This is a genomic window from Shewanella oncorhynchi, from assembly GCF_030848765.1.
Lineage (GTDB): Bacteria > Pseudomonadota > Gammaproteobacteria > Enterobacterales > Shewanellaceae > Shewanella > Shewanella oncorhynchi.
Map to the genome: position 1 here is coordinate 4588522 of NZ_CP132914.1, position 13102 is coordinate 4601623.

Below are 13102 nucleotides of genomic sequence, written 5' to 3' on the forward strand. Positions count from 1 at the left end.
GATACAAAGTATACTTTATATGCTGACTATTTATTCCGACACCCTGTCGGTATAAGGAGTTCGAGTGGCTCAGTAGTAGAATGTTTATGGGGATGTAAGTGGCGGCCTTATGGTCAGTCTTGCGACCTAACCACGGAGAAAATGACGGGAACTTAAAAGGAATACAAGTTAGAACTCAGACGTTAATGCAGCCTAGCGGTCAAGTTGAATCAAGGTCGTTGGAAGGGGAACCATGATTTTCAGTGGAGGGTCAACCAAATGAGACTGCTCAACGATGCCCTCATATAATGGCATAAGTTGACTAATCTCCATTAACTGATTGAAATAATTAAATATAACTATCAAGCACTCAATCTATTCAGTGGTAATCATTTCTCCCAGAATCAATCCTTTATAACTCATATTCATTCAAAGGCACTAAATTGTGCTTGTGACTCTTCTTTTAATCGGTCGCAACATACACCTTCAATCGTCTCGATGTACTCCAAGTGCTGTGTAGCCCGCATCGCCAAACAAAAAGGTTGGCAGTAGCCAACCTTTCAATACGCTAATAATCATAAATGCAGTAAATGCGATCGAATTTGCCTAGCGCTAAATCCGCTTGGTGGATAATAAAATTCAACTGCATAGAATGCTCACTGTAGACGACTTTGAACAGTACTAGATAATCTTCGGCATTGCCGCCTAATTCAGCTGCGGCGCGGAGTTCGGGTGCTTTATAGCGGCTATCACCATGGCCATTAATGCTGGCTATCCCATCGAAATAGGGCAGCGGCTGCTCGGGAACGAGCAATTCCTGCAGGTTGGATGACTGCCATTCAGGTAGTGCCGCCCACTGCGCTTGAGTGAAAATCTGCCCGGGAATTAACCCCTGCTTATTCATTTTCATCAGGTCAAAGAAGTAGAGCTGATCTTGCCACTCAGATGCCAATTCGTCATCCACAACCGCTAGGGCCTCCAGCACCATAGCTTGTTGCGGTTCTGGTAGCGCTTGTAAACGTGCCTTGGCTAACTTTACTAAATGCGGGTTGTCACTATTAATCATGTCAGGGGCTATCATCTTAATGCTGGCAATTCCCTGAAGTTGATAAGCCTCTTCATACTCATAGTTTGCACATACCGCATCGTCGAACTTAGGTTCGGCAATCGCTTTTCCAGAGTTCAGTTGTTGATCCTCAGCGACATAATAGACATGGCCGCGAAGCATTTCCGAGAATCGCCAGCGCTCCAAAAAGAACAACAATCGCCCTTCTCGAGGCAAATAAGATTGAAACGCCTTCAGGTCGCTGCAGTTGAGCTGTGCGATAAATTGCATGGGCACACGGAAGGCTTGCGCCGCCTCGTCCCAGTCCCAAAGATGCGCCTCATCTGTCTCCCAATCGTCCTGCCAGTCCTGCCGCCAATGCTCATTAATAAACTCGCGGGTATGGCCAAAGCTCTCAACATAGCCATCCAGCATCTCCTCCCGTCCAACCAAAGTCACCGGATAATCCATGCCGACAGGCAAATCCGGCAATCCACCCAGCCGGCTGTTACCTAACTGAGCATAGTCTTCGATTGCACAGGGATAGAGATCGACACTACTGCGAATAAACGCCGAGAGCGTATGGGCAAGATGCGGGTCTTTAAACTGCGCCAGCTTTTGCTCTAACAACTGCCGACGAATGGGGGAATTTTCTGCTAACAACATATCCATATTTACCTCACGACTCCAATGTTTGTTTTTTATCATTTTTATCAACTATTTGCCATCTTCAAATAAGGCAAATTGCCAAGCCTATCACACGATTAGCAAAGCCGGAGTCAACGGCTTGCTAATGAGAAGGACAACGACCTAGGCGATAGGAAACCCCTCCCATTAATTACTGCTACACTCAAATTCAGCGAAAAAGATCAACAAAAGGATTTGTTTATGGCGATTGCCTGTGTCAATACCCGAGCCAGTTGTGGAGTCGAAGCTCCTCAAGTCACAGTTGAAGTGCATCTCAGCAACGGCTTACCAGCATTTAATCTTGTAGGCTTACCCGAAGCTTCGGTAAAAGAAGCCCGCGAGCGAGTACGCAGTGCCTTGATCAATGCGGGATTCGAGTTTCCAATGCGGCGGATAACCGTCAATCTCGCGCCAGCTGATTTACCTAAACAAGGTGGCCGCTACGACTTACCCATCGCCGTGGGCATATTGGCCGCTTCGGAACAGATTCCCATTAACAGTTTAAAAAATATCGAGTTTGTCGGTGAGTTGGCACTGTCAGGGCACATACGTTACTGCCAAGGGTTATTGCCCGCGATTATCGCGGCGAAACGCCAAGACCATATCTTGGTCTTACCGCTAGATAACCGCCACGATGCCGAGCTAGTCGGCTATCCCAATGTGTTATTTGGTTCGCATCTGCAAAGTCTAGCCGCGTATTTACAAGGGCAAAACCAACTGCCCACACTGGCGCCACAGTTAGAATGGGTAAGCCAAGAGACACCCGAGTCCCATACTTGCCTGAGCGATGTGATTGGCCAATATCAGGCTAAGCAAGCACTCGAAATTGCCGCTGCGGGTAACCACAACCTCTTGATGCTAGGCCCGCCAGGTACTGGCAAGACCATGCTTGCCAGCCGCATGATGGCGCTATTGCCCGCGCTCAATTATGAGGAAGCGTTAGAAGTGGCGGCAATTCATTCCGTTGCTGGGCTCGACATTAAACCGCAGCATTTTTTACAGCGACCATTTAGGGCGCCGCACCACACGAGTTCTTCGATTTCCCTCGTTGGCGGTGGCAGTATCCCAAAACCTGGTGACACTTCCATCGCTTTAATATAATAATTACCCATAATCCCCTGAAATTACAAAGTTAACGCGTACTGAAGAACATCAGTGTATTGTAATAGATTGGAAGATACATCAATTCAATGTAATGGGTTGCATTCATATATGCCAGTACGTCAAATACCTAAAAACTATAGAAATGTTACAGGTTTAGCTTCAGCTAAAAAGTCTAAGCGAGTTCTTTTTGAATCAACTTTGGAGAGAGATTTCTTTACCATCCTTGAGTTTGAGTCCAACGTCAGAAACTACGACACTCAGCCAGTAAAAATTATCTGGGCTGATTCATATGGAAAGTCAAGAAGTTACCACCCTGACGCTCTCGTTAATTATTATCCTTCAAAGGGTATTTTTCGCTCGACAGATACGGTCCTCTTTGAAGTCAAATATCGTAGTGATATCAAAGAAAACTGGGCCGAGTACAAACCAAAATTTAAAGCAGCAATACGTTATTCAAAAAAAATGGGCTGGCGCTTCAAACTAATCACCGATCGTGAAATAAGAACAAACTACATGGAAAATGCTAGGTTTCTACTGCCTTATATGAATAACTCTCTTGATGAGTCGCACGAGCAACTTTTACTCGAACGACTGGTTGTTTTGCGTGAAAGTTCTATAGAAGCCTTGATAGCGTCAATTTTTAACGACAAATGGAATCAAGCAGAACTGATCCCCTCCGTTTGGCATTTGATTGGTTCGCGAAGAGTTGCAACAGACCTTAACCTGCCGCTTACTATGTCATCTAGAATTTGGTTGGAGAACTATTAATGGCTAGACGAAAGAATAGTTATGTAACACTTCAGCAAGGCAGCTCTGTTTACTACAATAGTAAGCATTTCGTAGTGGTACAGCTAATAAGCCTAGAACACATTCTCGCGGAAAATGTGCTGACTCATGAAATTAAGCGGCTTAAAATTTCTGAAGTATCCACCATATCCAGTGATACAGATACACATAAAACATCAATAATAGATGCAATTTTAGATGAAGACTGGAGAGTGGCTCAGGAACGAATGGCAATTATTCAGCCATTAGTGCATAAACCAGGGAGAACCAAAGCTGACGTTGAAGCTGTTGCAAAAAAGTATCAACTACATATAAATACAATTTATAAATGGCTACAGCTCTATGAACCGAATAGCCTCCTCACGAGTCTCGCACCAAAGACTAGAAAAGATGCTGGAACCAAAAAGCTGCCTGCTGAAGTTGAAGCAATAATTTCAGCATGTATTGAAGAAGAATATCTCTCCAAGCAACGTAAATCTATTTCTACTCTTTACAGTGTGGTCGCACTGCAATGTCATCAGGCGAATTTAACCGCACCACACCCTAACACAGTAAGAAATCGTGTTAAGGTGCTGTCAGAACAACTTAGAGTTACTCGACGATTCGGTTCTAAAAAAGCTGAGAGTCAGTTTGGTGTTACTGAAGGTGCATTTCCTCATGCAGACTATCCTCTGGCAGTAATTCAGATTGACCATACGCCGGTTGATTTAATATTAGTTGATGATGAATATAGGCTTCCGATTGGCCGCCCCTGGATAACATTGGCGATTGATGTTTATAGTCGTATGGTTGTAGGTGTTTATATATCCTTCGACCCACCAAGCGCAACCAGCACAGGTATCTGTTTGTCACATGCAATTCTACCAAAAGATAATTGGTTAGCCTTGCATGACATCGCGGCATCTTGGCCATGTTGGGGGCTGCCCAGAACTGTTCATGCTGACAATGCGAAGGAGTTCAGAGGCAACATGCTGCAAAAAGCATGTGAAGAATATAGCATCAATCTGGAATGGCGACCTGTAGCCAGACCACATTATGGTGGTCATATAGAAAGACTTCTTGGCACATTTGCTAAAGAAATTCATGCCTTACCTGGCACAACATTCTCTAATACCAAGCAAAGAGAAGGCTATGATTCAGACAAAGAGTCCGCTTTAACACTCTCTGAATTTGAACGCTGGTTGGCAATTCTAATTACAGAGTCATATCACCAAAAAGTGCACACAGGGATTGGATGCTCGCCACTAAAGAAATATGAAGAAGGAATTTTAGGCACCAAAAATACCAAAGGTATCGGCTTACCTCGTAGGATAGAAGACGAACAAACGCTTATGCTTAATTTCCTACCATATGAAGAACGAACTGTTCAGGATTATGGGATACGAATCCTTGACATCTACTATTTCCACGATGTTTTACGGGTTTGGATTAACAGTACTGTCGAGGGACGAAGCAAACTGAAGCGTTTGTTTATCTGTAGGGTAGACCCTAGGGATATCAGCGTTATCTGGTTCTTTGATCCTCAACTCAAAACCTATTTTCCAATCCCATATCGCAATAATACGCACCCAGCAATGAGTCTCTGGGAGCTAAAAGCCGTCCGCAAACAACTTAAATCTGAAGGCAATACAGAAATAGATGAAGAAATGATCTTCTGTGCTTTGGAAAAAATGAGGCAGATTGAACAAGACGCCGTCGAAAAAACCAAAAAGTCTCGTCGTGCACGACAGCGACGAAAATCATCCCAGGAAAAAGCCTCTACTTTTTTGCCATCAATGAAAAACACGAATGCTATACAAAGTGCTGTGACAGATATACCAAAAGTGCAGAAACCTTTACCAGATGACGATGATATTCAACCGTTTGAAGAAATGATAGAGGTTAGGCCTCATGACTAATTTGATAGAGACAAACTCATTTTTGAATGCTGAAGCAGTGAACGCATTAAATCTTCCTGTTGAACAACGAATTGAATATATAAGGTCTTCGAGATGGATTGGCTATCCCAAGGCAATAGAAATTATCGGCAAACTTGAGGATTTGTTGGTGTATCCAAAGAAACACCGAATGCCAAATTTATTGATTATTGGTGACAGTAATAGTGGCAAGACAATGATTGCTGACCGTTTTACAGCTTTGAATAAAGCATATGAAAACGAGGATGGTCAGAGCATTGTCGTGCCAGTACTTTCGATTCAATCGCCTCCAGTCCCAAATGAATCTAGGTTATATAGTAATATTTTAGAGAGTCTATTCGCTCCCTATCGAACCTCAGATCCCGTAGAGAAAAAGCAGTATCAAGTTATCAAATTAATGAAAGCCTGTAATGTGAACATGCTAATGATTGACGAAATACACTCCATGCTTGCGGGCAACCTAGAAAAGCAGCGCACCTTTCTAAGTGTCTTAAGGAATCTAGGGAACGAATTACAAATCCCTATCGTTGGGTTAGGCACTAAGGATGCTTTACGGGCAATAAAAACGGATCCACAGCTTGATAACAGATTTAAGAGTGTTTACTTGCCACGCTGGGAATACAACACTGATTTTCGGCGTTTACTTGCAAGCTTTGAACACATGATGCCATTGTCAAAACCCTCCAATCTCAAAAGTCCAGAGCTTTCTAAAAAGCTATTAATGATGAGTGAAGGGCTTTTAGGTGAATTGTCTGAAGTCATCTCTGAAGCAGCTGTTTTAGCTATCCAAACTGGCAATGAAAAAATAGATTTGGATATTTTGTCAAGCTTAGACTGGCGAGCACCCACGATACGTCGGCGTGAGAACGGCTAAGCATGACTGCAATGCCTTGGCCCGTTCATCCACAACCTTTGCAAGATGAAATATTTTCATCTTGGGTATATAGGGCTGCCAGAGCAAACGGACAAAATTTTTTCTCCCTTTGTCACCTATTGACCCCTGAAATGAAAAATACTCATCACAACTATGATTATTTGACGACAGAAAATGTCGTCAGAAAATTCTCGCAAATGCTTAGCACTTCATATAAGACAGCTTTAGGTACGACTATTGATAGCTTTGCAGGATATTTATTTGAACAACCAACACCTAAAGTAAATAGAAGAACCTGTATTCTACAGGAAGGTATAAAACCAAATAATTACAAACGTTTTAGTCTTCAATTTTGCCCTATGTGCTTATCTGAGGGAGAGCCGTACTTTAGAAAACAGTGGCGTATATCTCTGATTACTGTTTGTACCAAGCACGCTTGCCAACTCCATGATAGGTGTCCTCAATGCTATTCACCAATCCAGCCGTTAAAAAATGAAATTAAAAATAAATATAAAATGCCCTTTCTAGGGGAAATAACTCAATGCTTCAGATGTGGCTTCAATTTAAAAGAGACGACTGTAATACAGGCAGAACTGCAAACTATGATAGATACTGTCTGGTATGAAAAAATTCTAAAATCAGGCTATGTCAGTCTCGACAATAAACAGTGGATTTACTCTTTTTCTTTTTTCTATGTTCTTAGGCACTTGATTAGATGCGTTCTCCAAAAAGACCTTGGCAGCACTTCTATAAACGACTTCATCGATCCTGATATAATGACGCATGAATATCGTTATAGAGCTATGTGTGAGCTATCTAGCGTCTTCGATCAATGGCCGACCAAATTCTTAATCCTTTGTGAGAATCTGAATGTAACCTATTCAGACCTTACCTGTATGACAAAGCAAAAACCATTGCTTCCCTTCTGGTTAGAAAGCGTAGTTAAACACCACCTCTATTTTCCTAACCTTCAACCATCTGATGAGAGCATTAAAGCTGCAATTGACTATTTAGTCGCTCATAGAAAACGTCTTAATGCTTCGGAGCTAAATCGTATATTGGGCTACGAAGATTCAACAGTAATCAAGAAAGTGCTAAAAAGTTATCAAAAAGAAAGGCAGTTTCACTTGCCGTACATGAGGAGAAGTAATGAACAATAGCGGCAACTTATCAAATTATGAACATGATTTTGAGTTAAATATCGATGACCAAATAGAGTTATCTCTAGACATGGTGGAACACATGAGCAAGGAGGATTTGGTAAAACACACAAAATATTTTATTTACTTACAACTTCAAGCAGAACATTTAATTAAAAGTATTTCCACACAGGACAGATACTGTATTGATGAATATTTAAACAATCCTGTTAGGGATATTAGTCGTCATAACTCAACAAGCTTTATGCACGAAATACAATACCTCACTGAACTGGCAAAGCAACTTGCAAATATAGTCAAGTTAGAGCAAAAAGTGATGCCACAGCTCGCGCTCGACGATCCTGGTGCATACGCTAAAACTCTTTCTTACAGACGCAGTCAGATTCCACCTGGAGTATACCTCAATCAATATTCGGGCAATCTCCTTTCACATTTCTTAGCCGGAGACAGAAAGGCGTTTAACAGGGATCATAATCACTGGTTTGTGATTTGTGAGTCTGGCCAGTTAGAGTCCTCAGAGGCCAGGGTTAGCATACCTTTGGATCAGCTGACAATTGCTGGCCATTTCGCCAAGTAACAACTAGCTAAGCCATTTTCTTTGGGATCATTCAAATACCAATACACATTATTTTCGGCTCTTGTAATAGCAACATAACCTAGGCAATATGCTTCATGTTGCTGTGCTTCTTCATATGTAATATCAACACCACACCAAGAGTAAATAGCTTCTTTGAGGGGATTCCAAGTTCCCGGAGTTATATCGCCAAGAATAAAGACAGATTTTGCTTCAAGCCCTTTACTGGTATGAATTGTCAAATCTTTTACTTGCCCAGAATTTGTCAGCTTATGAAATATGTCATCCCACTTTTTGTATCCTGTATCTTTGGCTAATCCATGTCCTCTGAATATAAGGTAAACTGGCTTCTTCTCGTCGGCTTCAATACGGTTTACTTCGCTCTCAAGATGCTCTGCGAGCCGATCATAATCTAGCATTTTCTCAATCGGCCTTTTAATCAACAGTATTGATTCCATTGTCTTATTACCGACTCTTGCGGCAACAAGTGAGCCACCTGTTCCTATTTTATCAAGCGCTAGTTTAGCAAATTTAATAACTTTTTCCGAACTGCGATAGTTGCTACGCAATGTAAGCATTGAAAATTTGCAGGGGACAGGGAAGTACTTATCTGGGAATTTTATATATAAATAAGAACTCCCTCTCCACACATAAATTGACTGGTTCCCATCACCGACAAACATAATTGAACCTGATTGAGTTTTCTTTACATAGATACGTTTAATGTTATTAAGAAAGTTAATGATATTGCGTGAAATATCCTGAAACTCATCAATAAGAAGATGCTCACACCACGACAAACTATTCGCTGTACATGAGTTTAACCCCTGATGCTGCTCATCCTTAAATTCATGAAATACTTGCTCGAAAGTTATCAATTTCTCTTCCATCAATTTAGCTTCTAGCGCTTTACTAAAGATAATTGCAGCCTTCAGAAAACGATAATCACTAGATGGTAAGCCATTAAATAATCTAACATTTTTGTGCAAGTCAATATCGCAAATTGAATTTCCTAAAGAGTAAATAAACTCAGAGAGGTTATGAAACTGGTCATAAATCGGAGAAAAACTTCTATCGCCAAGGCTCTTAACTAGCTCTCCAACACAAGCATATGAGAACAGCGGCGGTGGGATGGTTTCGTCATACTCCTCTTCCCTTTTCAGCAGCTTTTGGAGTGCTGAATATGAATCAACCCATATATAATTATTACTTGCTTTAAAGTGAACAAACAGCTTTCTCCACAAGACCCAAGATGATAACGGGTATTTAGAATTTTCAAAACTAGGTAACTCAGCTTTTTCTTTATAATATCTCCCCAAATCACTTAAAAAGACTCTTACATTCTGCTTAGGCAAATACACGTGATAATTCAACTCAACGGTCGTATTACCATCTTCAACTTTATACGTATCAATTGGGGGGAAATTTATAAGTTGCGTGCTGTAGAGCTCCATATTGGCGGCGACCCAATCACTGAAAAGCAGATCAGATAGAGACTTCTCCACCTGATGAGAAGCTTTATAAATTATTGTCTTTTCTGGACTTTTTTGATTAAAGGACATTTGCTTAATCGATGCGTTGAACAATTCATCTATCAACACTCTAAATTCTAGGTTTGCTGTATAAGTCCGTTTATATACCCAGATCATCACATCGGACATGGCTGGAATTGAGCGATCTCTCTTATATTTTTTTTTACGTTCTTCGACAGATAAATCACTTAAATTTTCAATATCAACTTCTTTACCATCATTATCTTCGAAGAGCGGTGTCCAATCATCAAAAATAATGCGTCGACCATCACCACATATCTTATGGACTTTGTAAGCAATAGAGTGAAATGTCCTAACAACTCTTTTCCCAATGTCATAATCTATTGTTCTTCTACCGTTAGAAAGCAGATTTATATTGTTAATTAGCTTCTCTATGAATTCACGCCTGGACTCTCGCGTAAATGTAGTGACAGTTATGTTCTCAAGAGGTATGTTCTTTTCCAAATGCAAAAAAGCGACTCTAGAAGCTAACATTGTAGATTTACCAGATCCAGCACCAGCCTGAACGCAAGTAGATGGGTTCTCACTGAATAACATCATCTTTTGTTCATCATTGGGTTCTATCTTTATAGATTTGAGCTTTTCTAAGAATAGCAACTGTTGCATTTCAGAAAATTGAAAAAAATCTTTCTGAACTATAGGCTCAAAACTTGGATGAGCATCAAAAGGAGAGCGAATATTATAGCTTTCGCAGAGTGAAATAATAAGGTTACGGTATTTTTTATCAATTTCATTTACCTTGTCGGTATATTGTTGATTTTTACCTTGCACTAGCTGCTCTAATTCACGTATTTGTTTTTTATGCTCGACTTTTAGCCTGTCAATAGTTCTCTCAAGATCCCCCACTTCAGCATCATGCGCCTTAATGACTTCATCATTTCTCTCAAGAGCCATCAGGTAATTTCTGTTGGTGTTAACTAGTCTCTCGACATCATAACCAGTTGCGAACCATTGATTTTTAAACCAATGCTTAATTCTGCTAAATTTATTCTCTATATCCAAAACTGATACCTGCCATTTATGTCATCACTATTTTTGAGATAGAGAGCATTTAATTTCCCACACCTAACTTTGTATCAATAATTTCAACAAATTTTTCAAGATAACAGCTCTTATCAATCGTATCATTGTCGGGGTGCTTCATAGAGGAGCACTTAAAAGTTGGCTGTAATATATCAAATTGCCAAATACCACGATTTTCAGCAGATGCTTTCAGAATGATTTCTAATTGAAAATCAGACAGCCTAACATTACTCTGAGATTGTATTAAGAATAATGCAGGCTGATCCAACTCAACCCAACCATTGAATTGCTCTTGAATTCTTCTCTCAGCTTCAAATAGATAAACCAAGCTATCCAGTAACTGGAGTTCCACAACAGCCACTTTTCTTAACTCCAGTTTTTCATTTGCTTTTAATTGAACACCTTTTCTATAATTCGAATAAGGCCAATTAAGTTTAATGCCATTACTGTTATTAACTTGTGGAAAACGAGCATAGTTATCTCGACGTTGGGATTGAGACAATCGATACTCTAGACTTATAACTCTGTGCTTTAATTTTAATATAGAGCATACTTCATCAAATAATTTAAGTCGGTCTACTTTAGAGCTAAATATAAATTTTCCGTTTTCAGGCTCTACTTCACCTTCAGTGACAAAGGTTATTGGAGCACCGTGACCATTGTGCTTTCCATCCCCAGCATTCCCTTTATCTACATTCTCAGTATCTATTGGAGATTTATAGCCATTTTTTGGCTTATGAGGTTCAACTCTAACTTTAGCTATCAACGTCAGTCCATGGTGTATAGTCCTAGGTTTAACATTAACGTCCATATTGAATAGCTTATTGTCAGGAGTGACTGTCAATTCAGGGCTAAAATCGATATCCAATACGGGGCGTTTCTTTCTTAGCTTTGGCTCACCTTTATCTGCATTTGGTTTTGAAGAATCAAGGGGAAAGTTTTTATTTTTATCTCCTGGCGCATCACGAAAAAAATCCAGAGACTGAAATGGAAATGCAGAAGTACATTCTAAGATACCGAAAACAACGAATGTACGAAGCTTATCACTTCCACACCATTTGCCATAAACTTTAAGATTGGTATGACCAGCAAATGGAAACTGTGTTGTCGGGAACAAATAGTTTTCTTTATTGACAATTTGTACAGCGATCGAGCTACTAACTTTTTTAGCCGCCACTTGAGTTTCAGTATCAAACGCAATTCTTGCTACTTCTGGAGCCGCTATATCATGAACACGCTGTTTTAAGTGTATAAATGCACGTAAATCATCATCGATAAACGACTTATCTGCATCATATAGAGAACCCAAAGAAAGGGCGTGTTGAAAGAGCTGCCGGAACACAAATGAACATTTAGAGAAATACGTTTGGAGTATTACATAGTGAGGTATCACTAATTTTACTTTTCGATTAGTATCCACTATTGCACAACGTACTTTTGTAGCTTTCAGGTGATACGGATGATGTGTAGAAGGAAGATAAAATTCACCATTGGGTGCCTTGGTCCCCGCTGCCACATGCAAAATATTATCTTCATGTATATTAATATCTTGAAAATTAGCAATACAGTGATTTTGCTCCCCAGTACTAAAAACTGACTTCTGGTTTAAGACATCACCAATTCTAAGACTACACAACCATTCTATAGGAACATTAATTTTTAGTTGATTATGATAATGAGTAGAATTTTTTGAGTTGAAGTCAAATTTCCCAACAGAAGGAACTGCAACCTTTGACAGGTATAGCTCTACGTGCGGATCAGCATACTTCTCGCCATGTTCATCTGCAGTTTGGATATAACCGTACCAATCTACCCTCCAAAAGGTGGTAGGATCATTATTAAAAAGCGCCAGTAATTGCTGATGAGTCATTAATAACCTTTCCAAATTTGACGACTTCGGAATCTATCACAGCAAAACCATTCGCGTACAGCACTGTTTTTACACTTTGTTTTGATAAAACAGATATAAAAGTGAAAGACATCTTTTACAATATTTGCAAAATAAAAAACAGCAAACCTTATATCCCTCCCAAAAGGCAAATCAAATTAAAAATTTAAAACCAACAAAAACAAACACTTAAAAACAAACCCACAGATATGGGGGCCATGCTGAATACGTGCTAAAAATACTATTTGTATAGATGGGTGGTAATTTGATTCCAAATAAGCAAATAATATCTTACTGCTATTTCTATATCAGTATTACAGCTGCTCAAGGAAAATGGTTAGCGGTACTCGCACGCAGCGATACTGCGGTTTCTTCAGCTGGTCATGCGAATTCCGTTTTATACTTCTTAAGTGAGCAAACAACGACTGCCATATCGCCCAATGTCACATCGCAGATACCTCAAATTGAAGGCTATCGGTGTAATTCAGGGTATAGCAAACATCCAATCACAAG

The 13102-nt window shown here is 40.2% G+C and carries 8 protein-coding genes and 1 pseudogene; 6 read left to right on the forward strand and 3 right to left on the reverse strand.

Features of this window, described 5'->3' with window-relative positions:
- Positions 1–547: 547 nt before the first annotated feature.
- Positions 548–1696, reverse strand: coding sequence for a DUF1963 domain-containing protein (locus RA178_RS20245; RefSeq protein WP_306683584.1), 1149 nt, complete (start codon positions 1694–1696; stop codon positions 548–550).
- Positions 1697–1912: 216 nt separating this feature from the next.
- Between RA178_RS20245 and RA178_RS20250 the strand changes: the two are divergent.
- The 6 genes and pseudogenes from RA178_RS20250 to RA178_RS20275 form a co-directional block, all read left to right on the forward strand.
- Positions 1913–2803, forward strand: a pseudogene (locus RA178_RS20250) (YifB family Mg chelatase-like AAA ATPase); the annotation flags it as partial.
- 120 nt (positions 2804–2923) lie between these two features.
- Complete coding sequence (locus RA178_RS20255) at positions 2924–3583, forward strand: TnsA endonuclease N-terminal domain-containing protein (protein ID WP_263186770.1); 660 nt, start codon at positions 2924–2926, stop codon at positions 3581–3583.
- Positions 3583–5499 (forward strand): TnsB C-terminal domain-containing protein, encoded by a 1917-nt coding sequence (locus RA178_RS20260; RefSeq protein WP_306683588.1) that lies wholly within the window; start codon positions 3583–3585, stop codon positions 5497–5499. Before RA178_RS20255 ends, RA178_RS20260 begins: the two co-directional genes overlap by 1 nt.
- Positions 5492–6391, forward strand: coding sequence for a TniB family NTP-binding protein (locus RA178_RS20265; RefSeq protein ID WP_306683590.1), 900 nt, complete (start codon positions 5492–5494; stop codon positions 6389–6391). The genes RA178_RS20260 and RA178_RS20265 overlap by 8 nt, the downstream gene beginning before the upstream one ends.
- A gap of 2 nt (positions 6392–6393) precedes the next feature.
- Positions 6394–7551, forward strand: a complete 1158-nt coding sequence (locus tag RA178_RS20270; protein ID WP_306683591.1) for a TniQ family protein — start codon at positions 6394–6396, stop codon at positions 7549–7551.
- Entirely contained in the window at positions 7541–8128 is a 588-nt protein-coding gene (locus RA178_RS20275) for a hypothetical protein (RefSeq protein ID WP_306683592.1), read from the forward strand. Before RA178_RS20270 ends, RA178_RS20275 begins: the two co-directional genes overlap by 11 nt.
- Here RA178_RS20275 and RA178_RS20280 read toward each other — a convergent pair.
- Positions 8095–10680: a UvrD-helicase domain-containing protein gene (locus RA178_RS20280; protein ID WP_306683594.1), complete on the reverse strand. Its 2586-nt coding sequence runs from the start codon at positions 10678–10680 to the stop codon at positions 8095–8097. The genes RA178_RS20275 and RA178_RS20280 overlap by 34 nt on opposite strands.
- A 49-nt stretch (positions 10681–10729) precedes the next feature.
- Complete coding sequence (locus RA178_RS20285) at positions 10730–12571, reverse strand: hypothetical protein (RefSeq protein WP_306683596.1); 1842 nt, start codon at positions 12569–12571, stop codon at positions 10730–10732.
- Positions 12572–13102: the final 531 nt, after the last annotated feature.